This is a genomic window from Sporosarcina ureae (assembly GCF_002082015.1).
GTDB classification, from domain to species: domain Bacteria; phylum Bacillota; class Bacilli; order Bacillales_A; family Planococcaceae; genus Sporosarcina; species Sporosarcina ureae_A.
On the sequence record NZ_CP015109.1, the window covers coordinates 657,124 to 681,613 of the forward strand.

Below are 24,490 nucleotides of genomic sequence, written 5' to 3' on the forward strand. Positions count from 1 at the left end.
CGATCAATTGTATACTTAACACAGAGCAATACGTATCGAACTTCCAGCAACTACTTGAGCGTACAACGAGTAGAAATATTAGGAAGAGGTGAACTATGTGGAACATAAAAAGACCTACTTTTCCAGGACATTTCCGCATGAAGAAGGTGAACTAGTCATTGAAGGGCCTGTTTCATCGGAGCGACTGGCCTCGTTTGAATTTCATGAGGGATTGAAAGCATTCCGTCCATCTAAACAACAACAAGAAGCACTAGTGAAAATCGCTACGTTCCCTGAAGGCCGGATCAATGTTGCGAGAATCGATAATATGATTGTTGGATATGTTACATTTTTATATCCTGATCCACTCGAACGCTGGTATGAAGCCGATATGGATAATTTAATAGAACTAGGCGCCGTTGAAGTGGTGGCTGCTTATCGCGGTGCTCGTATCGGTAAATCCTTACTGGAATTATCGATGCTGGATGATGCCATGGAAGATTATATTATTATTACGACTGAATATTATTGGCACTGGGATTTAAAAGGCACTGGTTTGAACGTATGGGACTATCGCAACATGATGGAGAAAATGATGCGTGCAGGCGGTTTGGAATTTTTCTCCACCGACGATCCTGAAGTCTCTTCCCACCCTGCCAATGCGCTAATGGCGAGAATCGGAAATCGAGTCGATCAACAATCCATCGAACGCTTTGATCGTGTCCGTTTCAAACACCGTGTTAATTACTGAAAGTGAGGAATGATCATGCTAATACAGGATATTATGAAAAAAGACGTAATTACGCTTCATTCTACGCATACGATTGCAGATGCAGTACAGCTGATGAAGGAGAAACGTATCCGCCACATCCCGATTGTAAAAGATGGGCGGATCGAAGGACTAGTGACAGACCGTGACGTTAAAGAAGCTTCTCCTTCTAGCATTTCGGAAAGATTGGAACCTTCACTTTACGAAACAACACTCGATAAAATTATGAAAACCGATTTGCTAATCGGTCATCCGCGGGACTTTGCGGAAGAAGCTGCATTAATGTTTTATACGTATGAAATTGGTTGTTTACCCATCGTTTCTAATTATCAGCTAGTCGGCATTCTGACTAAAACCGATTTACTCTATAACTATATTGAATTAACAGGTGCCAATCAGCCAAGTTCACATATTCAAATACGTGTTCCGAACACGCCTGGTATTTTGTATGAAGCATCTAAAGTATTTCACGATCACAATACAAATGTACTCAGTGTGCTCGTCTATCCTTATCAAGATAATGAAGAGTACAAAATCTTGGCGATCCGCATTAAACGCATGAACCCTCTTCCAATTATCGACGGATTAAAAAAGCAAGGATTCGAAGTTCTTTGGCCAAGTGAACCGGAGATAGGCGTATGAAAAAACAAGCGAGTTTTGTCTTTTCTCCTGACCAATTAAACTATGAATTTTCGGATACCCACCCTTTTAATCAAAAGCGAATCATTCTAACAAAGGATTTACTAGACGAAATGAATACGATTCAGCCTGATGATATTGTTGTACCGCGCACAGCCACAGACGAAGAATTGCTTCTGGCTCATGACGCAAAATATATCGAAATCGTAAAAAAAGCGAGCCAGGGAGATGTCAACGAAAATATCGGTAGTATCTATGGAATCGGCACGGAAGATACACCATTTTTCACCGGTATGCATGAGGCGAGTGCATTGCTTGTGGGTGGCACACTTACAGCGATTGAAGAAGTAATGGAAGGTCGTTCACGATATGCGCTGAACCTCGGTGGCGGCTTGCATCACGGCTTCCAAGGAAAAGCTTCTGGCTTTTGTATTTATAATGATAGTTCAGTAGCGATTAAATACTTACAGCAAAAATATGGCGCGCGCGTATTATACGTAGATACCGATGCGCACCATGGCGACGGCGTGCAATGGACGTTTTACGATGACCCGAATGTCTGTACATTCTCCATTCACGAAACAGGCCGCTACTTATTTCCCGGGACAGGCAACGTGACGGAACGAGGAAATGGAGCAGGTTATGGCACGTCATTCAACTTTCCTGTAGATGCATTTACGGAAGACGAATCTTTCTTATATATCTATAAAACTGCCTTACGGGAAGTAGTAGAACACTTCAAGCCAGACGTCATTCTTACCCAAAATGGAGCAGATGCGCATTACTTCGATCCACTTACGCATCTGTATAGCACTATGAAGATCTACGAAGAAATTCCGAAACTAGCAAAAGAACTCGCGGATGAGTTCTGTGACGGGAAGTGGATTGCCATAGGCGGTGGTGGATACGATATCTGGCGTGTAGTACCTCGCGCGTGGTCGCACCTCTGGCTGACTATGAAGGACATCCCGACACCCACTGGTCGACTCCCAGAAGCTTGGCTAAACAAATGGCAACCCGAATCACCCGTTTCCCTTATCGAGACGTGGGAAGACCCTGAGGACTTATATGAACCAGTCCCCCGTAAAAAGGATATCAACGAAAAAAACGAACAAATGCTGACGAGAGCTTTGCACGTCATTCGAAAACACTAATAAAAAGCAACTTATCTTCTTGATAAGTTGCTGTTTGTTCGTATATTTTTCAACTATAAGGTAGTAGTATTTTAAGTTTTGCACACAACGCTACTTAACCTTCGTTACAGATACCGACTCCCACCTTACTTCTTAACCGACTGTCGCTCTTCCAAATAGTAAGGTAGTACAACTTCGGTCTCTTCCACTTCTTCTTCATTCATCAACTTCGTCAACAAACGCATCGATACGGCACCTAGGTCATACAATGGCACGACAATCGCAGTCAACTGCGGACGAACGATACGCGCAAGAATAGAGTGTTGGAAACAAATGATCTCTAAATCCTCAGGAATTCTAAGATTTTCATCCCGCACGCCATTCATAATACCAATTGCGACTTCGTCACTACTCGTCATGACAGCCGTTGGTCGATCAGAAAGCTTTCCTAGCACATTCCAGCTTTCGTACGCATCGTCATACGTATTGTCGGTTTCCACGATCAATGACTCATCGATCGTCATTCCCGCTTCTTCCAACGCGCGAATATATCCCACACGCTTGCACACACGATTAATGTCCCGCGTAAACGGTCCCGAAACAAATGCAATACGCTTGTGGCCATTGTCGATCAACCTCTTTGTCACTTCATATGCGGCTTGTTCATGATCAATATTGACAGAGGGTAAATTGGTTTCAAAATCCAACGTCCCTGCCAAGACGATTGGAACATTCGCTGTTTTCATTTCTTTACGTACTTCAGGTGAAATAGAATCACTCATGAAGATCAGCCCGTCTACTTGCTTACCTAAATGGTCTTCGAACAACTCCACTTCTCGAGAAGTACTCTTGTCCGAGTTGGAGATGATAATATTGTACTCATACATCGTGGCAACGTCTGCAATCCCTCTGGATAGCTCGGCGTAGTAACTCTTAGACATATCCGGGACAATGACCCCAATCGTCGTAGTACGCTTGCTGGCCAGTCCACGAGCGACAGCGTTTGGCCGGTATCCCAATCGTTCAATACAGTCCAATACTTTTTTGCGAGTCGCCGGCTTCACGTTTTGATTGCCGTTCACTACACGTGAAACCGTTGCCATCGATACGTTCGCTTCTCTTGCTACATCGTAAATAGTGATCGCCATTTTTGCTCCTCCTGTCTTTATTCTTTACTAGTATACCGTGTTCTACTGGACTTTTGTGTTTTTCTGTGCAGAATTCTGTCATTCTATACAGAAAAACACCGACCTTTACTAATAAAGGATCGGTGTTGGATGTTTTAGATCGTTTGGTGTGTGTTCATGAAGCGAGTAATCTCTTCGTAGAACTTGTCAAACTGCTCAATATCCATTTGCTGTGCTGAATCCGATAATGCTACGGCTGGGTCCGGATGAACCTCTGCCATAACGCCGTCTGCTCCTACTGCAATTGCTGCTTTCGCTGTCGGAAGCAATAAATCTTTGCGGCCAGTGGAGTGTGTAACATCCACGAATACCGGTAAGTGCGTTTCTTGCTTCAAGATGGGAACAGCAGAGATGTCCAGCGTGTTTCGAGTTGCCGTCTCATATGTACGAATTCCTCGCTCACATAACATAATCTCCGTATTACCTTTAGATATAATATATTCAGCTGCATTGACGAACTCAGAAATCGTTGCAGACATTCCACGCTTCAGAAGTACTGGCTTATTGACCATTCCAGCTTCTTTCAGCAATTCAAAGTTCTGCATGTTACGTGCACCGATTTGGATCACATCGATGTATTCGAGTGCTTCCTCTAAGTGTGATGGTGTAATGATTTCTGTGACGATCGAAAGCCCAGTTTCATCTGCAACTCGCTTGAGAATTTTTAAACCTTCCAAGCCTAAACCTTGGAAATCATATGGAGATGTACGTGGCTTGTAAGCTCCCCCACGAATCATCGTTAATCCTTTTGCTTTGATTGACTTGGCTACTGCCAAAACCTGCTCGTAAGATTCTACTGCACAAGGTCCGAATACGAAAGAAGGATGTCCGTCTCCGATTTTATGGCCGTTTACATCAACAATCGTGTCTTCAGGCTTTTTAGTACGGGATACGAGCAATGCATTCTTCTGCTCATCTTGCTGTACTTCAAGTGCTGACATGAAAATAGATTTAAATACTTGTTCAAGGATACCGTCTGGTAAAGGACCGTGATTTACCTTCTTCAAGACGTTGAGCATCTCGCGTTCGCGAACCGGATCGTATCTATTTACACCTTGCTTTTCTTTTAATTTACCAATTTCTTGGATAACGCCTGTACGTTCGTTGATCAATTTCAGAATATCTAAGTTCAACTGATCGATAGTACCTCTCAACTCACCTAAATCTTGCTTGCTCATAATACCTGTCTCCTCCCCGTACATATCTTCCTTTTCTAACACCGGAATCTATGGTACATTTTTATATAATAGACCTAGTATAATGAATACTCTTAGAAAAGTCACGCAATTTCATCGAATAAATAAATATTCACTATTTTCACATAGAAAAAACTTGAAAAGAGGTTGAAAATCCTGGTTACTAAGTTGTTCGCTCTTGATATCGGGACTCGCTCGGTTGTAGGCATTATACTGGAAGAACAGAACGATTCATTCCATATTGTAGACTTGATTGCAAAAGAACATAAAGAGCGATCGATGATTGATGGACAAATACATAATATTTTAAGCGTCGCATCCATTATTCAAGAAATTAAAGAAGAATTGGAACAAATTCATGGACCTCTGCATCGCGTCAGTGTGGCAGCAGCGGGTCGTTCATTGAAAACAGCAGAAGGCACTGTGACGGTAGATATTTCAGATCGTACATTGATGTCAAAAGAAGATATCAACCGATTGGAATTAGTAGCTGTACAAAATGCACATGAAAAATTACTATCTGCTCATCAATCGCAAGAGGATGATCACTATTATTGCGTTGGGTATTCTGTTTTATATTACAAATTACAAGACGAAAAGATTGGTAGTCTGATTGATCAAAAAGGGAAATCAGCTACCGTAGAAGTCATTGCTACATTTTTACCACGAGTGGTTGTAGAATCCTTACTCGCCGCGTTAAAGCGTGCCGATTTGGAAATGGAAGCTTTAACACTCGAGCCGATCGCTGCAATTCATGTACTCGTTCCCCCTTCCATGAGAAGATTGAATATCGCTTTGGTCGATATTGGAGCCGGCACGTCAGATATTGCCATTGTCAGGGATAATACCGTGACGGCATATGGAATGGTACCTGTTGCGGGAGATGAAATGACCGAAGCGCTAAGTGCACACTACTTGCTTGATTTTCCTATAGCTGAACAAATGAAACGACAAATTAATGATCAAGATGTATTGACAGTGCAGGATATTTTAGGATTCGAACAAGAAATTCCTTCAGAAGAAGTAATCGATGTCATCAGACCTTCAGTGAAACATGTAGCGTTATCCATCGCTACTGAAATCAAACGATTGAATCATCACTCTTCTCCGCAAGCCGTGATGATTGTTGGAGGCGGAGGATTAACGCCTACATTGACGAAAGAACTGAGCACGCAATTAGATCTTCCTGAAAACCGAGTAGCTATTCGCAGTCTCGATGCGCTTTCAGGAGTCACATTCTCTGATCAGATCGAAGCTTCTCCTGCACTCGTCACGCCGATCGGTATTGCGATTGCAGCGCAAAGAGCTCCGATTCATTACATTTCTTTAACAGTCAACGACCAATCCATTCGATTGTTCGAACTAAAAGAGCTGACAGTAGGCGATGCATTGCTTGCGGCCCGCATTACCGCCCGTCAGTTATATGGTAAACCTGGACTTGCACTGACCGTAAAAGTAAATGGGCAGTGGAGAACACTTCCTGGCGGGCACGGCTCATCTACAACTATCTTGTTAAACGGCACTGAGGCTAGCACTAAGGATCGCGTCGGCCATCTAGACAGTATTGAGCTATTGTTCGGTCAAGACGGCACAGACGCCTCAGCGACAGTCAGAGACTTGGTAGACGCACCTGATTCCATTCGTTATCAATTGGACGGGGTAATTCAGACAGTTACTGGGCAAATTTTGCTAAACGGAAAGCCTGCTACCTTGGATACTATCATTATGGATCGGGATGAACTGACAGTGAATCCGGCTAATAGAATAAAAGATGTGATCACGTCTCATACAAGTCCGCAGTCAGAGCCGTTCACCATTACATGGAACGGTACACCCCATCGCTTAAGAAGGGATGAGACGGTTTATATTGCAAACGGACAAGAAGTCTCCGACGATTATCGGATCCGCGCAAATGATATCATTGAAATGCATCAGCCTACTTTTCTTTCATTGAAGGAAATAGCAAAGGATTTAGAGATCATTCTAGAAGAACGCGCTGACGTTACGTTCAATGGAGAACCTGTGGGTATTACAAAACAACGAACTGCTACTTATGTAAACGGACAACTGGCGAACCTTGATTACCAAGTACAACCTAACGATCAGGTGGAGTTCAAGTCCTTACCCAACTCTCCTATACTATTCAGTGATATATTTTCATTCACCGACTTTTCATTACCTACTCAATCTACCGCCAACTATCGATTATTGCGTAACGGTGATTCCATCGGCTTCAACGAATTCATCTTCGGTGGAGATCAACTAGAGATTATATTTGAATAAAAGCTACGCTGTGCATAAAAAATCGCACGGCGTAGCTTTTTCTTATTACTCTTATCTAACAGTGTGCATAGAAAAAACCTTCCCGTGGAGGAAGGTTTTCGCTATTACTTAGAATGAACTTTGTTGTTTGAAGATGAATTGCTTGCTTTAGACTGATTCGTATCCTTTTTAGCAGAAGCATCTGCTTTAGAAGATTTGTTGTCTTTGGTTTGGTTTGAAGATTTGCTAGCTTTAGCTTGATCTTCATTTTTATTTGAAGCATCTTTTACTTTTGAAAGTTCTCCGGATTTTTCATTGTTTTCTTTTGTGCTTTTATAATCCGTTGCTTCTTCACCTTCAGATGATACTGTACCGTCATCCATCGGAACGCTAGTTTTTGAAGTAGCAGATTTCACTTTGTCTACTAGCTGTCCGGATTGCTCTTGTAAGTTATGAGACAACTCGGAAGTCTTCTCTTTTGCAGCTGTAGTGAAAGCTGTAGTTTTTTCTTTAGCTGTATCTGTAAAGTCCGCTGTGTAATCTTTTGCCGCACTAGATAACTCCGCCGCTTTATCTTTTGCCGTTGAGCTTAATTCAATACTCTTGTCTTTTAACTGTGACGCTTGCAAAGTTAAATCTTCTCGCATTTCACGGCCCGTCTTCGGTGCTAAGAATAATGCAGTCGCTGCTCCGATGACGCCACCAATGATTGCGCCCGCAATGAAACTACCTGTGCCGCTACTCTCTTCATCATACAAATCATTTGTTGAACGATATGTGTAGTTCGCTGGGTATTGTGGCTGTCCATAAGTATTTGAGTAGTTACCTTGGTTGTCGTTATAGTTCGGTTTGTTTTCTGTCATTGTTTATTCCTCCTGTGAATTAACTGTTTTTGGTACATTTTAAAGGAAAATGCTTGTACTAGGAGCGCGATTTGTAGACTGTCCAACCAGCAGACTTTTCAGGTTGCCGTTCCTTTACCTGATCATAGAGACCAACAGCCACGGTTCCCCATTGTACTACTTGCGCAATTTTGTCACTGTTTTGTTCGGCTTTAGTAGTTACTGAGTTCGAAATTCGGTGAACGGACTGATTAAGCGTGTTCACTGAATCACCTACCCCTTTCACCGCATCCACCACAGTGTTCAGCTTGTCGGCTTTTCCTTGTAAATCTTCCGCCAGCTGATTGGTTTTTTGAAGGAGCTGTGTACTTTCTGTAGTCACTCCCTCTAATTGCTTTGTTAAGCCATCTACTGTATGCGAGACACTTTGCAAAGATGTCTTTAACGACCCTAGTGTCATAGCTAGACTTACACAAAGAATAAGAAATGCGATTGCGGCAATCACTGCTGCAACGTAAAGTAAATTGATCACTTACGTAATCCTCCTAGAGCATATTCTTACGAAAACTTTACCCTTCTTTCAGAGTTTCTAAACTTTTCGTCCTATACTTCTGTTCGACATAACTAATTGATATCCTTCATCAAACTAAATAAATTCTGAAGAAAATGAGAAACAGCCCTCTCAAAAAGATTAGGCTGTTTCTTCTTTCGTTATATCAGACTTAAATTGTTTTAAATATAACTGGATATCTCCAGCTCCCATAAATAAGATGACAGCCTGTTGATGTGCTTCTAAATCTGACATATCTTCTATTTTCAAATGTTGGGAATTAGGAATTTTAGCAATTAAATCATGAATCGTTAAATTTCCTGATTGCTCTCTTGCCGATCCGAATATATCACATAAATACACATGATCTGCTTCAGAAAGACTGTCTGCAAATTGATTTAGCATCGCAGCTGTTCTGCTAAATGTATGCGGTTGGAATACCGCGATTACTTCCCGATTCGGATACTTTTGACGTGCTGAATCCAATGTTGCGCGGATTTCAGTAGGATGATGTGCATAGTCGTCCACGATGACACGGCCATCTAATTCCATAATAGTAAATCGTCTCTTCACACCCGTAAACGTCGCAAAACGTTCATTGACAATTTCAGCTGGAATATTTTCATAATGACATAGTGTAATGACACTTAAAGCATTTCGAATCGCATGGTCACCTGTCAACATAATCGTGAAACGGTAATAAAATTCATTTCGAATGAACACATCAAACGAGCAGCCATTTTGATCTTTTTCAATATTCGCTGCGTAGAAATCATTGGATGAATCCAAGCCATAATAGACAATCGGAACCTGACATTGGAGTTTCTGAAGATTCTCGTCATCACCGCAAGCGATTAACGCCTTCTTCACTTGACTTGCCATCTGTCCGAAAGCATCCAAAATATCGTCCAAACTGGTGAAATAATCCGGATGATCGAAATCAATATTCGTCATGATTGCATAGTCTGGATGGTATGCCAAAAAGTGACGTTTGTATTCACACGCTTCAAAAACAAAGTTCTCCGCATTTTCGACGCCTTTTCCTGTACCGTCTCCAATTAAATAAGAAGTCGGCGCAAAGCCACCCAATACATGTGACAGCAAGCCTGTTGTAGAGGTTTTACCATGCGTTCCCGTAACCCCGATGGAAGTAAATTGCTCCATGTAGTCGCCTAGGAAGTCATGATAACGAATAACTTCGACCCCTAGTTCTTTTGCGCGTAGTAATTCAGGATGATCATCTTTAAATGCGTTTCCCGCAATGACTTTCATGCCCGGTTGAATATTATTTTCGTCAAATGGTAAAACTTTTATGTTTCGTTCATGTAAAGGATCTTCTGTAAAAAAGTATTTTTCTACGTCAGAACCTTGCACTTTATAAGAAGAGTCATGTAGCAACTGGGCAAGGGAACTCATTCCTGATCCTTTTATGCCAGTAAAATGTAACAATGTCATATTGAAACCTCCCGGGAGTTCTTTCATCCCACTTTTTATCTTCAATCGCCCCGTAATAGACCTGAAGATTATTTCTTGTCATAGAATATCATGCGTTCGATTAAACCACTAGACACGAACTATGCATTCATTATTTCATGAAGCTTTCAAATGCTTGTTCCGTCAAAAAGACGTCGCGCGCTCTGCTCCCTCTTTGCTCGGATATAAATTGATTCGCTTCCATTCGATCAATCAACTTTGCCGCCCGGTTATAACCGATACTGAAATGGCGCTGTAATGCCGAGGTGGATGCACTCCCCTGCTCGATGACAAACGTACAGGCTTGCTCAAATAACGGGTCCGATTCTTCTTCTCGGACAGCCGCCGCCAGCAAATCATCTTGGCCGAATAAGTAATTCGGTTCTGCTTCATTACGAACATGTTCTATTATACGCTCGATTTCATCATCCGTGACAAATGTCCCCTGAAGACGGACAGGAGCCGATTGGCCATTGCCCAAATACAGCATATCCCCCTTACCAAGTAAACGATCCGCCCCTACCGAGTCCAAAATTGTTCGTGAATCTACTTGTGAAGACACAGCGAATGCTATGCGAGTCGGAATGTTGGCTTTGATCGTTCCGGTAATGACATCAACAGAAGGTCGCTGTGTCGCAATGATCAAATGAATACCACACGCTCTAGCCTTTTGAGTAATTCGGCTGATCGACACTTCTACATCCGCAGGTGCCATCATCATTAAATCCGCTAATTCATCAATTACTACTAAAATATAAGGCATCTTTAAAGAGAAACGTCGTGATTCCATGACCATTTCGTTGTAGCGTTCAATATTACGTACACCGGAATGCGCAAACAGTTCATAACGTCTTTCCATCTCATTGACTGCCCATTTCAATGCAGCAGTCGCTGCTTTTACATCCGTAATAACCGGACTCAACAAGTGAGGAATACCATTGTATGGTGCCAGTTCTACCATTTTCGGATCAATGAGTAATAGTTTCAGATCATGATGCGAAGCTTTATACAGCAAACTAATTAATAGTGAGTTGATGCAGACGGATTTACCAGAGCCTGTTGCCCCCGCAATCATTCCGTGTGGCATCTTCCGTAGATCAATCGTTTGCGGCTCCCCTGTCAAACTCAGTCCAAGTACCGCCTCAAGAGGGGAGTCAGAACTCATAAATCGATCGCTATCAATAACCTCTGAAATTCGAACAGCACGTGTTTTACGATTTGGGATTTCAATACCAATCATACTTGTACCAGGAATAGGAGCTTGAATCCGAATATCTCTAGCCGCCAAAGCCAATTTTAAGTCGTCGGTTAGGTTTCGGATTTTACTTACTTTCGTCCCCTGCTTGACCGTTAACTCAAACATGGTGACCGCAGGACCTTGCACAGCTTGAACAACAGTCGCCTGTACAGAGAAATGAGAAAGCGTTTCTTCTAACGTAGCAGACTGCGACGTAAGCCACTCTTCATCCATGATTTCTTCTTCCGGCGGTGCTAAATAGTGCATCGTCGGGAATCCATAATGTGGTGGTTCCTCTTCAATCATTTCCTCTTCAGGTTCTTCTACAACGGTTTCAGAAGTCGGCGCGACTATTTCTGCCACTTCAACGTCAGACTCTACTGCAACGGACACGGGTTCTTCCATGGATTCTACTTCTTCCACGCTCGGTTCTACACTATCTTTCTGTTGTTCTGGTAGTACCGGTTGTATATCCTGTACGGCTTCAGATTGTTCCGCTAGGGTGTGATCTGATTCTATTTCAATTGGCTCTTCTTCTACTCTTTCATTCTTTGCTGCATTAGCTGCAATGAGCTCTTCTACTCTAGCCGCTAATTTTTCTTTATCGGATTTAAGCATCAATACATTAAAAGGTACTACTTTTTCTTTTTTAACAGGTTGTGCTTGCTCATCTATGTCATCTGTTTTGGATTCTACTTCATCCAATTCTATTTCTTCTTCCACTTCTTCTTCTACTTCTTCTACTTCTTCTTCTTCTTCTTCTTCTTCTTCTTCTTCTTCTTCTTCTTCTTCTTCTTCTTCTTCAATTGTCACCGTTACGGATGCTTCCGGGTCTACTATGATTTCTTCGGTTTCCGTTGCAACATCGTCCTGCTCTTCAACTTCTGTTACCGATGGAGTTCGGTCTACATCTTCCGTTTGTGCAAAGACTTCCTGCGATTCTTCTGGTTCGACAATTGTGACGGCAGTTTCTAATTCTGCCATTGCTCCTTCGGCTTCTTCAGCTTCTTCAGTTGCTTCGATTTCATCATGCACATCGTCGTGTTCAGCTACTTCCACTGACTCTTCTTGTACCACTGGTATTTCTTCAGTCTGCTCCACTCGTTGCGTAGCTTCTTCAGATTCTTCTGATGTAGATTCTTCTACTTTTTGCGTGCGTTCTTGCGCTGCAGACATCTCAGACTGTCTTTTTTCTGATGAACTAGCAAATAGAGGTGTTTCATTTGAACGTTGATTGGAAATCAACGACAATGGCAATTCTTCTTCATGATTTTCTAATTGATTATGCAATTCTTGATCTTTCGTATCTTTCTTTTCTATAACCGATTCCATAGCCTCACTGATTGGAGAACTAGTGTGCAATCCATAGATAGGTGAAGGCACATGTGTAGGCGTAAACGGCTTTCTAAATTTCTTCGGTTTCTCTACTTTCACAGGTTCTTCCTTTTGGCGAGATGTTGCCTCTACTTCAGGACGCTGGGAATCAGTAGGTTCAATACGTTGCGGTTCTGAATGTTGTACACGCTCGCGCTTTCTTCCGGAAAACGGAAGTGGTAATGGATTAGACGTAGGTGGAATAATATGAGCAAAATCCCGTTTCTCTTTTGCACGGTAGACGTTTCCGCTTCGCTCATAACGCCCCGGCCAACGTTCATTCTGTTCCAAAGGAAGTATTTCATATATGTCTTCTTCTGCTACCTCTTCTTGTAAATAGTCCTTTGTGTATTCATCATGATGTACTTGTGGTTCCCATCCGTAAATTTCATAATCCGAAACGATCGGAAATCGAAAGTTGGCTTTTTTATTTTCATCAAATTCTTCATTTCTGTTTAAGTTTTCATTATGGTTTACAATATTATTTTCAGTAGTTGTTTGTTCTTTTAAAGGGTTATTTTTTTCAGCGCCTTCTTGCATTTGTTGAAGGCGTCTCTTCATATTCCGTAGCCAGCTCAAATATATCACTCTTTTCATATCAATCATTTCATTTTAACAGGTTACTAGTAGGTAAATCAAACAGTTCTATGTACTTTCTGTATAAAATGATGATTTGTAACCCTTTGTAACAATAATACAAAAAAGCTTTTGCTACAAGCTTAACGAGCCTTGTGCAAAAGCTTTTTATAATGGATATATTTTCAACTTACGCTTGGAATGCTTCCCCGACTTTTCGATCATCTTCCACTACAAGGATTCCTTTTGCATCTGGAGCATCTTGCAGATCGAGTTCTTTAGCAGAACAGATCATACCTGACGAAGCCACACCGCGAAGTTCCGCATCACGAATGATCATACCTGAAGGCATTACAGCGCCTACTTTTGCGACAACTACTTTTTGTCCAGCTTCCACATTAGGCGCGCCACAAACGATTTGTAGCATCTCCTCCCCTACGTCTACTTGGCATATGTTCAATTTATCTGCATTTGGATGCTTCTCTTTTTCAGTCACATAGCCTATAACGAATTTAGGAGTGAAGTCTAATTCTAATTTCAAATCGATGTCATTTTTCTTTAATGCTTGTTGTATTTGTTCGCCAAGCTCTTCAGTCAGTTCTACTTGTCCTACTGCTGAAATTGTGAAATAGCTAGATGCTTCAAATAAATTGAACGCTACTACAGTTCCTGTCTTCTCGTCTTTGATTAACGTAACATTATTTGTTCTTTCAGTAGTAAGTGCTGTCGGTCTTTCTGTTGTAAGTTGAACGAACAATACATCGCCAACACCTTCTGGATTATAAAATATATTCATTTTTTCTTATCCCTTCTTGCCAATCTATTTTTTGCCATAATGAAAATAGGTTCAAGTTTACCATCTTCATAAATGAAAGACAGTGACGTAACAGGTACAGCACCTGTTGTGAAAAATTGCATAGCCATTTGTGCCACGACGTCATATCCCGTCTCATTCCGGATATCTCCGATAATTAACACATCTTGATGAGGAACAGAAACGACCATATGACCTTCAATCTTTTGTTCCATTTCTTTCATAAATGGCTGATTCAATATTCTGCTCGCATCATAGCCATCGTTGTTGTTGATGAAGTAGAAGATATTATCCGATACGACATCCTGCTTATAAGCCGTCGGCAACGTCTTCACTCTAAACATGGCGACCTCTTGTATTTCCTGTTCTGTCATCTGCAGATCGGAAAGCATTCCTTGATCGATCAAGCGATAGGTGTTCCCTAAATCCAGCGCGTAGAAAATCCGTGTTTCAGCTGTATGGTCTTTCGTTAAGAATGCTTGTCCAGCAGAACTTTCCGTTGGGAATGAAGTCGAACGGATGACAGGATAAATTGTATTTTCTCCTGCAAATCCTTTTGCTTGTTCTCGCTCCATTGCGCGAAACGTTTCTTGGACGGTATACACCACTTCATCAATTGCACGTTCTTTTTTTTGCTCATATTTAGATAAAATTTCAGGTAATGAAATATCCATACCTTTATGAAGAGTATGGTGGACAATCCGCAATTTGTCTGCCTGTCGGTCAAATTGCCAATCAAAGTTCTCTTTAGGTAAGCGCTTCTTTAGTTCTTCTACCAAATCTTCAGCTTCCATTCGTTAACCCTCTCCTTCACTACTCTTATAATATTTACCGATCGTCATGCTGAACCGAACGAGCAATTTCCATCATCTTTCCTAAGTAGGCATCGGTATTCGCTTCATTCGTCACGGTTTCCACTTTCGCTCCGCCTACGTTTGCAATTAGCTCTACTTGCTTCTCACCTTTTTGAATCACCGCAACAAAACCAAAAGCATCATCTTTTGAGAATGTTTGTGCACCTACTAAATGATCCGGTTCATCCGTCAATAGTACGTCATAATACACTTGACTATTTTTCTTTTCATTCGGATTAACTGTAAGATAAAATGAATCATTTCGCTTAGTTAACACAATCTTTTGTGAAATAGATTCTTTATCTATTCGTAGAGTTGGCGGTTTATAGAAATCAATATCGCCCACTGTTTGGTTCGTTTTTTTGCTATTTAATTCAAATGCTTTTTTCGCTGAAACAAATGCATCATCAGTACGGACTTCCACTTTCTGATTACATCCTACCAATACGACAGCTAGTAGCAACAGCAAGAAAACCTTTCCACTTCGCAACATTCAGGTTCCCCCCTTCTCTACCTTCGTTCAATTTTCTATCAGTCCTATTCTAATCGCACCCCGTCGCTATTGCAATCGTCAGCTCTGTAGCGACTTGCTATACAGCAGCTGGCCGATCAATAATTGCATGATATGTTCAAATAACGCGTCTCTTGGTACGAGTTGTGCCGTCAACATTCCCATCGCGCCTTCCGCCATGCGAACATTTTGCTTTTTAAAATAGGCATCTACCACTTCACCTAATTCTTTACCCCGGTGAATTTCATCGGCTAACTCTTCAGGTAAAGGGATTTGCGCCCCAGCTGCAGTAAATGTTTTGCCTTCTGGTGTGGTGAGGGCGCCCCAATTGCAGAGATACATCGTGTCCCCCATCATATGGACACCCCCCTCTAACCCAATACCGTAAGCATCTTTTGCTGTAGCGATGGAACGATTGATTGCGCCTTGCCGTGTTTCCTTTGCACTCATCGGCTGAGCGCTGACGCTTGACGGAACAGATGCGGAAGTAATGGTGCTGTTTTCTAGAAAGCGCTTGACGATTTGAACTACTGCACGCTTTTTCGCCTGATTTTCAGAACCAAGAACAAATTTCATTCAACCGCCCCATTTCTCGTTGTTTAGCAGTTTTGTTTAATCGTTTCTACGGTAGTTTTATCGCACGCTTTTACTAACTTTGTAATTAATTCCTTCGCTGCTGCATAATCATCTGTGTGGATAATGGAAGCCGCTGTATGGATGTAGCGAGAACAAATACCGATGACTGCACTTGGTACCCCTTCATTCGCAACATGTACTTGCCCTGCATCCGTACCGCCTTGGGATACAAAGTATTGATACGGTATATTGTGAGTTTCAGCAGTGTCCAAAATGAATTCGCGCATACCACGGTGTGTCACCATCGAGCGGTCCATAATGCGCAACAACGTGCCTTGGCCCAACTGACCGAATTCGTTTTTATTGCCGCTTGCATCATTTGCGGGACTGGCATCGAGTGCGAAGAATAAGTCGGGATCAATCATGCGCGCTGCCGTTTGTGCACCCCGTAAGCCGACTTCTTCCATGACTGTTGCGCCTGAATACAATGTGTTCGGCAACGTTTCATTTTTCACTTCTTGCAACAGTTCTATGGCAAGACCGCAACCATATCGGTTATCCCATGCTTTGGCCATAATCTTTTTCGGGTTAGCCATCGGTGTGAACGGACAAATCGGCAAGATCTGCTGACCAGGACGAATACCGAAACTTTCAGCATCTGCTTTGTCATCCGCACCGACATCAATCAGCATGTTTTTGATATCCATTGGTTTGCTACGTTCTGCGTCACTCAGCAAATGCGGCGGAATAGAGCCGATCACGCCCGGAATTTCTGCATTCTCCGTAATGATCTGGACTCGTTGTGCTAGTAATACTTGATTCCACCAGCCACCTAACGGCTGAAAACGAAGCATCCCGTTATCCGTAATACCTGTTACCATGAAGCCAACTTCATCCATATGTCCAGCAACCATAATTTTCGGCTGGTCTTCTTGTCCATGTCGAACACCAAACACGCCACCTAGACCGTCTTGAATCAGCTCATCTGCGTTCTGTGCTAACTGCTCACGCATAAAAGCCCGGACACGGTATTCATTACCTGGTGCGCCCGGAAGTTCAGTCAATGTACGAAATAATTCCACTGTTTCTTTTTTCATCTAAATCCCTCACTTTTTTATTGTCTATGTGTATTATATCCACATACCAAACAGATGAATACTAATTAGGTTACGAATTCGCTTTACACAAAAGTGCCATATTCTACCGATTAATGAAGTGGGAAATACTTTAGAATCGCCATGCACTTTTAAACTATGTTACACTATAAGAAAAGATTTGCGAAGGAGGCTGCAATTAGCCATGAGAGTAAAAGACTTTTTAGCTGGAATTTTAACTGGAGTTGCTGCAGGCGTAGTAGTGAATGAGGCATTTAATCGTTACAATGAGGAAGTACCTGCTGACAACGTATTGAAAAAAGTAAAAGATGCATTTACAGAAGAAGGACCAATCGACGGTTCTTGGATCGTTATGAAACCAGAACCTTACACAAACCACGTAATTTCTATGGACGTTTACCGTGGTGGCGTTTCCCGCATGAAAGACGGCAAGCTAGAGCAATTTGAATTCGCAGCAGATGCGAAAACAGGCACTGTCGTAGAGTTAGTTCGTCAGTAATCCATAATCAAATATACGTAAAGAGGCCATCGCGAGAAGTATCTATTTCTTGCGATGGCCTCTTTTTGCGTAAGAAAGTTCAGAGTATCACCAAGTTACCGGTCTTCTCTATTTTAAAAAGGACTTCTCCATACAGAAAAAGACAAACCCCTCGTAAAAAGGGATTTGTCTTTAGCACTTAATTTTTAACATTACATAAACGTTCCACAATTGAATGATAAAATCAGTTGATTGTAAGTGGAAGGCAGCGACTCCTAGTGGATTAGCTCAAGCCAAGCCCATGGGAAAGCGTCCGCCTGGAACGTCGATTAACTGCGCTCCCCCCACATTCAATCACTTGAACTTGCAATGGATCTTGTTCTTATCTCTCATCGCGTACGAGGCAAGCTATCCACAATTGTCTTGCCATCTTCACTAAACTTCGCCATGCGATACACCGCATCATGATAGAAAATAAATCCATAATCATTTGGAAGCGCTTCCTTCATCAAGCGCTCTTTTGCAAAAATCGAGTCCATCGGATAGTCATCATACGCTAGCACCCATAAAGGATTCGTATGCGCATGCGTCGGCATAATATCCGCCATATGAATCAACGTCTCGCCATCCTGCTCTAGCTTAATCACACAATGACCGTTACTATGACCGCCTGTATGAATCATTTTAATACCTGGCACCACTTCAAGCTCTTCGTCAAACGTCGTAACTTGATCTTGAATCGGCTCCCAGTTTTCTTTCCAATACGTATTACGTGAGCGAATATTTGGTTCTCTCATTTCATCCCATTCGACTTGTGAAGTATAGATTTTGGCATTCTTAAATACCGATACAAGCTGATCACCTTCCCACTGCGTCAAACCTGCCGCGTGGTCATTATGGAGGTGGGTCATTAACACGACATCGATATCGTCCGGCGTCATACCGAGTTCTTCCAGGCTTTCTTCTACACGCGTTTCCGCACGTACACCTAGGTTACGCTTTTTCTTGTCATCCAATTTACCCTTGCCAATACCAGAATCAATTAAGTAGTTTTTATTTTGATATTGAATAAGGATTGGGTCTGTTCGTAGTTCAATCAAATTGTTTTCATCTGCTTCATAGCGTCTTGACCAGAGAGCCTTCGGAACGACACCGAACATCGCACCGCCGTCTAGAAAGTTCACGCCACCGTCAAGCCATGTTAGTTTCATATCATGAAAAGTTAATTGATCCAAAATAATTCCTCCCTACATTCCTTTAGTAATTGTCGTATGGACATTGTACTTTTCCACGGAACCCTTGGAGATCCAGCGGAAAAGTACAACGTCCAACAGTTTTTCATTTCTAATCTATCAGAATTAGCTCTGATATTGTGCTTCCAAACGATAAATCGGATGACCTTTACTTGAAAATTTTTCCTCGTATTCGGTTAACACATTATCTTCTGGCATATTTGCATGTAAATCGAGTGAAACGGATCGTAATTTCATACCATAGTCCGTCATCGAGACAAGAGAATATTCAAATAGCGAACGATTATCCGTCTTAAAGTGAATTTCTCCATTCGTCTTCAAAACACCTTCATATTTCGCTAAAAAGTTTGGATGTGTCAAACGACGTTTTTCATGGCGGTCTTTTGGCCACGGATCAGAAAAGTTTAAATAGACGCGGCTAATTTCTGATCCTACGAAAAGAGATTCTAGTTCTTCTCCATTGACACGCATCAACCGAAGATTAGAAGGTTTTTTCGCTTCAATCGCTTTCTCTAACGCGGATACGATTACATTATCGAAGTGTTCGATACCTATATAGTTAATCTCTGGATTAGCCAGTGCCATGCCAATAATAAATTGACCTTTACCTGTACCTACTTCAATATGGATTGGCGCATCGTTTCCAAACTCTTCCGTCCAGCGACCTTTTTTGCCTTCCGGATCCAAAATCAATACATCCGGGTGCTCTGCCATGAAATCTTTCGCCCAAGGCTTATTTCGTAAACGCATAATCAGTACACTCTCTCTTTTTCTATAATTTCTATTCTATTACTCTTCCGTGATCTCTTCCGCGTCAAACAACCGACTCATCGCTGTAGTCTGTGCGTGATCTAAAATCGCTTGCGCGGCTTTAAATTGCGTATGCTTCATAGGACTTGGATTATTGCATAACTTGGCCAGCCACTGTTCATACGTTTTGCGGTCAACTGTTGTAATTTCAAACAGAGTCCCAGGATAATCAATATAGCCATTTCTAGAAACAATCAACTTCTTGATCGGCATTTCCACTTTCGCCGCTCTAAAAAATGATGAAACTACTTTCTCCATCCTACTGAGCGCAATCGTAGGGTTCAGCACTTTCACTTCTTCTTCACCAAACTTCTTTGACCAAAACCTTTCGCCACTACCTATGTACGCAGCCATTCTTTCATCTTCAAGCACTGTAATGCAATAGCATGTAGTAGGGGCCAACAAGATGATATCTAACTCGACAGGTGCCTTATTGACTTTGACGATTGGATAATAAAATAACAAAAAGCTATCGGGTAAACGAAGTGTTAATTGCTTCAATAATGGATCAGAGAAATACCGTGGATCTACACGTGACCGGTCATACAATGTAGAACTCGCCCACTTTAACTGGAATTTAAATAATTGATCGCGATAAACTTTCTTTAACTGTTCGATCGTTGTAGGTTGACTAGCTATCGAAGCCTGGAAATCCTTGTCATCCTCTTGGGCTTCTACTTCTTCATCTGAAATAGTAGACTCATGTGTCCATTCTACATCTGTTTGTTTACGCCATTTCTTGAATAACGCTGTATACCATTTCGAAGGCTCTTGAACCTCTTCAGAAAAAGTAGCCGCTTGCTCCGCATACAAATCAACGCCGTGCTCCCATTGATTTTTAATGCGTTTCCACTGATAGCGCTTCAGACGGATGAATTGTGTCGGATAACGAGTTAAGTCATTTTCGTATCGGGAAATATAGTCCGCGAGTTTAACTAGCTGGGCCATTTGCTTCTCTTTCCTTATAATCGCCAGCTACTACTAACTTCGGAATTTGCGCCTCAAATGCTGTTTGTAACTTTCTCGTCAACGCCCCAGGAACTCCTTGTCCAATAGGTTGTTGGTCTATAGTCACAACCGGTGTAATTTCAGCATTTGTCGACGTATAGAAAAACTCATCCATACGTAAAGCTTGAGACAGTGTAAATTCTTCTTCTTTCATAGGAATAGCTAGACTCTCTGCTATTTGCAAAACGACACGACGCGTAATTCCGTTCAGAATGAAATGATTGGCAGGATGTGTATATAGAATACCGTCCTTTATACCAAATACATTGGAAGATGAACCTTCACGCACCAACCCGTCTCGTACAAATAATGCTTCCTGACATCCATGATCAAATGCTTCTTGTTTCGCCATGACATTGCCAAGCAGGTTCAAACTCTTTATATCACAACGAAGCCAACGCATATCTTCAACAGACTTCATAGCAGCACCTTGTTGAAGGATTTCCAACGGACGTGCATTTTCAACTGCATAGCCAATCATGACAGGGACACTGTCTTCTGGAAAATGATGTGCACGTGGCGCCACACCGCGTGTAACTTGTATGTAAATATGTCCAACAGATATTTGATTATCAGACTGAAGCTTTTGCACGATTTCGAGTAACTCATCGATTGTATACGACAGGCGCAGACGAATTTTTTCAGCACTCTCAAGTAATCTCTCCAAATGTTCTTTCGCCGTGTACAATGCGCCATCATATACTTTAATGACTTCATAGACTCCGTCGCCAAATACATAGCCACGATCATTCACGGATACATTCATTTGATCTTCTGTTAGGAATTCCCCATCTTTGAAATAGATCACACAACCGCCACCCCTTCTTTTATGAAACTTCAAGCCAAATTACCGCCAGTTTCCTCTTTTTCTATTTTCACATGTTTGTCGAATAAAATCAATTACACCTTATATAGAGGAAAAAGCATTTTTCTAGTTAACTCGAATTATTCGCTAGCTTGGTAACTTAAAATCTATTTATTCTAATTTATTCAAAAATGTAAGCGAAAATATGTGCGCTTTCACATAAAATACGTTATACTACTATTGTCAGAATCATTTACTTACTATTCTGGCATAGCTGAATATAAGGAGCAGATCAGGAAAGGTACTATCAAAGAATACCCCAACAGTCTTCTTTTGTAATGTTGGCGTGAAAATATGAAGATGAAGGAGTGGTTTCTTAGATGAACCCAGCTACCGATCGCATGTTAATTCGTATCAAAGATGTCTATCTGTTCATTCGAGACAACGGAAAAGTAACAACGGAGGACGTGGCGGATGAATTCAACATTTCAGCCCGCACTGCCCAACGTGACTTAAACGTTCTGGAGTACAATGAATTGATTAAGAGCTCAGTCCGCGGCGAATGGACCACGACGTCCAAGAAAGTGAAATTATCTTCCTGATCTAAACTCCTATATACACGTGTACAACGCAAAAAAGGCTGACGCTTTTGCATCAGCCTTTTTGCTTGGAACGATCTATTTCTTTTAATTGTAGCAATTCTTCTTCGGTTAACTCACGGTATTCCCCTAATTCCAAATCAGGATCCAATTCAAGTGGCCCCATCGTTAAACGCTTCAGATACACCACTTTTTTTCCTACCGCTTCAAACATTCGCTTCACTTGGTGAAACTTTCCTTCTGTGATTGTTAATTCAATCTCCGACTCTTCCGCAGAATGCAAAATGTGTAAAACACCAGGCTTTGTTTCATAAGCATCGTCTAAAATGACACCGCGCGCAAAAGCCTCAGTATCTTCTTCCGTTACCACTCCAGCCACTTTTGCATAATACGTTTTCGGCACTTCTTTTTTGGGTGACAATAGATTATGTGCAAGCTTCCCATCATTCGTCAGCAACAATAATCCTTCTGTGTCTTTATCCAAACGTCCTACCGGAAACGGTGCGAAATGCCGCTCTTCACTTCCAAGCAAATCCACGACAGTTTGATCTCGATTGTCTTCCGTCGCGGATAACACACCAGGCGGTTTATGCATCATCAAGTAGATAAACTCTCTATAGATGACCTCTTCACCTAGCAATGAAATCGCATCGCTATCCGGATCCACATGCTTTGCAGGATCTTTTTCCACTGCCCCATTCACCCGGATCATTCCCTTTTTCAGTAACTGTCGCACTTCTTTACGTGAACCATACCCTGTATTCGATAATAATTTATCTAATCTCATATATTAGCCTCCTAACCCGATACGTCTCATCATACGTGTCAGACGATCTCCGAATAATTGTTGGGCAAGACCTGATTTGAAAGCCAAGAACCCGTAAATCACCATACCGACGCCTGCACCAATCATGACATACAACAAAGCTTGCCAACGTCCTACTGGAATGTGTGCCATGTTTAACCCTTTATTTGTGAACCAAACGCCCGCAAACATCACCGCGTTGAAACCTAAAATTAAGAACAAGCGTCTGATGACCATTTCAGATTTATAATTCAGTGCTTTCTTAATGACAAATAAGTTGATAGCTACCGCTACCGAATAGCCAATGGCGGTTGCGATGATCGCACCGTTCACTTCAAACAGTTTAATCAGTGGAATGTTAATGAGCATCTTGACAAGCAATCCGAGCAACGAAGTGAACACGATCCATTTATGATGATCGATTCCTTGCAAAATTGCAGCCGTTACAGTGAACATCGCAAATAAAATAGCAACCGGTGCGTAGGAAGCTAAGACGCTCGCTCCTGCCACATCATACTCATATAAGAATTGATAGACTTCATCGTTTAAGACAATTAATCCAATCACCATAGGAATCGTCAAGAACAGCATGATCTGATACGTCTGATCAAGTGAACGTGTAATGCCCTTCTGATTGTTAGATGTATAATCTTTCGTGATAATGGAAATCAACGCCATAGAAAATCCTGTCGCGACCATTACGGGAATCATCACGATCTTATGTGTTAAAAAGTTCAGCTTTGTTAAGTATAAATCGGAGACACTAGAAAGTCCGATCGATTTCATAGCGCCGTTGAAGGTGATCATGTCGACGAATTGATAGATCGGATTAATGGTTCCGACCAATACAAACGGCAATACATACGCAAGAACCTCGGTATATATTTGTTTCAATGACACTGAACTCGCTGGTGGACTATTCGATAACAAATAATTGAATTCATCCTGATACTTTTTCCAATAATAGTAGAGACTCCATAAACCAGCAAGCGCGCCAATAAATGCAGCAAACACGGCAAACTGTACAGCGATTTTCGGTGATAGATCCAGTACATTGACGACCACAAATGCGCCAACTAGCACCACAATGATCCGCACGATCTGTTCAATTAATTGAGAAACAGAAGTGGGTTCGAACTTTTGATACCCTTGCAAAAATCCACGGGCAATACTTAATAATGGTACTGCCAGCAAAGCAAAACTGACCCAGCGAATAACAGTAGCAATATCTTGAACTGTAAAAATCTGTTCCTCATCCTTGATCACGAGTTCCGCAATCGGAGTTGCTAGGAAGAACAATGCAAGAAATGACAGCAAGCCTGTTAAAGACATGATGACCATACCCGATTTCATCAACTTCCGACCGGTTGCATAATCCCCTAACGCATTGTATTTAGAGACAAACTTCGATATGGCGAGTGGAGCTCCTGATACTGCGACCGCCAGCGCTAGATTATACGGTATGTATGCGTATTGATAGAGACCGACACTCTTTTCTCCAACGATTGCATAGAACGGAATGACATAGAGTAAGCCGAGTGCTTTCGATAAAAATAAGCCAATCGTTAAAATGGCCGTGCCTTTCAATAAATTTGATGCCATAATTGATTCCTTCCATTCCTTAAGAGATTCTTGTATAGTTTAC

Annotated in this window: 23 protein-coding genes; 6 read left to right on the forward strand and 17 right to left on the reverse strand. The window is 41.8% G+C overall.

Translation table 11 applies throughout. The annotated features are described in order from the left end of the window. Window positions 1-97: 97 nt before the first annotated feature. From SporoP17a_RS03240 to SporoP17a_RS03250, 3 genes are read left to right on the forward strand one after another with little or no spacing between them, the layout of a single operon-like run. Window positions 98-730: a GNAT family N-acetyltransferase gene (locus SporoP17a_RS03240; protein ID WP_083032361.1), complete on the forward strand. Its 633-nt coding sequence runs from the start codon at window positions 98-100 to the stop codon at window positions 728-730. Window positions 731-745: 15 nt separating this feature from the next. Then, a complete protein-coding gene (locus tag SporoP17a_RS03245; protein WP_083032364.1) occupies window positions 746-1,390 on the forward strand; it encodes an acetoin utilization AcuB family protein in 645 nt (214 codons plus the stop codon). Further along, the gene (locus SporoP17a_RS03250) at window positions 1,387-2,541 is read left to right on the forward strand and encodes an acetoin utilization protein AcuC (RefSeq protein WP_083032366.1); all 1,155 of its coding nucleotides are present in this window, start codon (window positions 1,387-1,389) and stop codon (window positions 2,539-2,541) included. Before SporoP17a_RS03245 ends, SporoP17a_RS03250 begins: the two co-directional genes overlap by 4 nt. Before the next feature lie 125 nt (window positions 2,542-2,666). Here the strand turns inward: SporoP17a_RS03250 and ccpA are convergent, their stop codons facing one another. Both ccpA and SporoP17a_RS03260 read right to left on the reverse strand, forming a co-directional pair. After that, window positions 2,667-3,668, reverse strand: a complete 1,002-nt coding sequence (ccpA, locus tag SporoP17a_RS03255) for a catabolite control protein A (RefSeq protein ID WP_083032368.1) — start codon at window positions 3,666-3,668, stop codon at window positions 2,667-2,669. A gap of 134 nt (window positions 3,669-3,802) precedes the next feature. After that, on the reverse strand, window positions 3,803-4,885 hold the full coding sequence (locus SporoP17a_RS03260) for a bifunctional 3-deoxy-7-phosphoheptulonate synthase/chorismate mutase (protein WP_029052844.1): 1,083 nt from the start codon (window positions 4,883-4,885) through the stop codon (window positions 3,803-3,805). Window positions 4,886-5,050: 165 nt separating this feature from the next. Between SporoP17a_RS03260 and SporoP17a_RS03265 the strand changes: the two genes are divergently transcribed. Beyond that, a complete protein-coding gene (locus SporoP17a_RS03265; RefSeq protein WP_335695502.1) occupies window positions 5,051-7,186 on the forward strand; it encodes a cell division protein FtsA in 2,136 nt (711 codons plus the stop codon). Between the two features lie 104 nt (window positions 7,187-7,290). Here the strand turns inward: SporoP17a_RS03265 and SporoP17a_RS03270 are convergent, their stop codons facing one another. The 9 genes from SporoP17a_RS03270 to SporoP17a_RS03310 all read right to left on the reverse strand — a co-directional run bounded on the left by SporoP17a_RS03270 (window position 7,291) and on the right by SporoP17a_RS03310 (window position 17,069). Further along, entirely contained in the window at window positions 7,291-8,028 is a 738-nt protein-coding gene (locus SporoP17a_RS03270) for a YtxH domain-containing protein (RefSeq protein WP_083032369.1), read from the reverse strand. A 58-nt stretch (window positions 8,029-8,086) separates the two neighbouring features. Next, window positions 8,087-8,539 (reverse strand): DUF948 domain-containing protein, encoded by a 453-nt coding sequence (locus SporoP17a_RS03275; protein ID WP_083032371.1) that lies wholly within the window; start codon window positions 8,537-8,539, stop codon window positions 8,087-8,089. 159 nt (window positions 8,540-8,698) lie between these two features. After that, on the reverse strand, window positions 8,699-10,012 hold the full coding sequence (murC, locus tag SporoP17a_RS03280) for a UDP-N-acetylmuramate--L-alanine ligase (RefSeq protein ID WP_083032372.1): 1,314 nt from the start codon (window positions 10,010-10,012) through the stop codon (window positions 8,699-8,701). 130 nt (window positions 10,013-10,142) lie between these two features. Further along, on the reverse strand, window positions 10,143-13,202 hold the full coding sequence (locus SporoP17a_RS03285; protein ID WP_237262370.1) for a DNA translocase FtsK: 3,060 nt from the start codon (window positions 13,200-13,202) through the stop codon (window positions 10,143-10,145). A 205-nt stretch (window positions 13,203-13,407) separates the two neighbouring features. After that, window positions 13,408-14,013: a YtpR family tRNA-binding protein gene (gene ytpR, locus SporoP17a_RS03290; protein ID WP_083032378.1), complete on the reverse strand. Its 606-nt coding sequence runs from the start codon at window positions 14,011-14,013 to the stop codon at window positions 13,408-13,410. Beyond that, the gene (locus SporoP17a_RS03295; protein ID WP_083032380.1) at window positions 14,010-14,825 is read right to left on the reverse strand and encodes a DUF1444 domain-containing protein; all 816 of its coding nucleotides are present in this window, start codon (window positions 14,823-14,825) and stop codon (window positions 14,010-14,012) included. The genes ytpR and SporoP17a_RS03295 overlap by 4 nt, the downstream gene beginning before the upstream one ends. Window positions 14,826-14,859: 34 nt before the next feature. Then, the gene (locus tag SporoP17a_RS03300; RefSeq protein WP_083032382.1) at window positions 14,860-15,378 is read right to left on the reverse strand and encodes a hypothetical protein; all 519 of its coding nucleotides are present in this window, start codon (window positions 15,376-15,378) and stop codon (window positions 14,860-14,862) included. 78 nt (window positions 15,379-15,456) lie between these two features. Then, a complete protein-coding gene (locus SporoP17a_RS03305; protein WP_083032384.1) occupies window positions 15,457-15,972 on the reverse strand; it encodes a DUF84 family protein in 516 nt (171 codons plus the stop codon). A 23-nt stretch (window positions 15,973-15,995) separates the two neighbouring features. Further along, entirely contained in the window at window positions 15,996-17,069 is a 1,074-nt protein-coding gene (locus SporoP17a_RS03310) for a M42 family metallopeptidase (protein ID WP_083032387.1), read from the reverse strand. Between the two features lie 202 nt (window positions 17,070-17,271). Between SporoP17a_RS03310 and SporoP17a_RS03315 the strand changes: the two genes are divergently transcribed. Further along, on the forward strand, window positions 17,272-17,586 hold the full coding sequence (locus SporoP17a_RS03315; protein WP_083032390.1) for a peptidase M4: 315 nt from the start codon (window positions 17,272-17,274) through the stop codon (window positions 17,584-17,586). Window positions 17,587-17,954: 368 nt separating this feature from the next. Here SporoP17a_RS03315 and SporoP17a_RS03320 read toward each other — a convergent pair whose 3' ends face one another. The 4 genes from SporoP17a_RS03320 to dat form a co-directional block, all read right to left on the reverse strand. Continuing rightward, window positions 17,955-18,800: a YtnP family quorum-quenching lactonase gene (locus tag SporoP17a_RS03320; protein ID WP_083032393.1), complete on the reverse strand. Its 846-nt coding sequence runs from the start codon at window positions 18,798-18,800 to the stop codon at window positions 17,955-17,957. 123 nt (window positions 18,801-18,923) lie between these two features. After that, window positions 18,924-19,568: a tRNA (guanosine(46)-N7)-methyltransferase TrmB gene (gene trmB / locus SporoP17a_RS03325; RefSeq protein WP_083032395.1), complete on the reverse strand. Its 645-nt coding sequence runs from the start codon at window positions 19,566-19,568 to the stop codon at window positions 18,924-18,926. 39 nt (window positions 19,569-19,607) lie between these two features. Next, window positions 19,608-20,576 carry a nuclease-related domain-containing protein gene (locus tag SporoP17a_RS03330; RefSeq protein ID WP_083032397.1) on the reverse strand — a complete coding sequence of 323 codons (969 nt, stop codon included), beginning with the start codon at window positions 20,574-20,576 and terminating at the stop codon, window positions 19,608-19,610. Continuing rightward, the gene (gene dat / locus SporoP17a_RS03335; RefSeq protein ID WP_083032399.1) at window positions 20,560-21,444 is read right to left on the reverse strand and encodes a D-amino-acid transaminase; all 885 of its coding nucleotides are present in this window, start codon (window positions 21,442-21,444) and stop codon (window positions 20,560-20,562) included. Before dat ends, SporoP17a_RS03330 begins: the two co-directional genes overlap by 17 nt. A gap of 377 nt (window positions 21,445-21,821) precedes the next feature. On the opposite strand from dat, the gene SporoP17a_RS03340 reads away from it, so the two are divergent. Then, window positions 21,822-22,043: a DeoR family transcriptional regulator gene (locus SporoP17a_RS03340; protein WP_083032402.1), complete on the forward strand. Its 222-nt coding sequence runs from the start codon at window positions 21,822-21,824 to the stop codon at window positions 22,041-22,043. 52 nt (window positions 22,044-22,095) lie between these two features. Here the strand turns inward: SporoP17a_RS03340 and SporoP17a_RS03345 are convergent, their stop codons facing one another. Together SporoP17a_RS03345 and SporoP17a_RS03350 are read right to left on the reverse strand one after the other, a co-directional pair. Next, a complete protein-coding gene (locus SporoP17a_RS03345; RefSeq protein WP_083032404.1) occupies window positions 22,096-22,827 on the reverse strand; it encodes a pseudouridine synthase in 732 nt (243 codons plus the stop codon). A gap of 3 nt (window positions 22,828-22,830) precedes the next feature. Next, complete coding sequence (locus tag SporoP17a_RS03350) at window positions 22,831-24,447, reverse strand: putative polysaccharide biosynthesis protein (protein ID WP_083032406.1); 1,617 nt, start codon at window positions 24,445-24,447, stop codon at window positions 22,831-22,833. Between the last annotated feature and the right edge of the window lie 43 nt (window positions 24,448-24,490).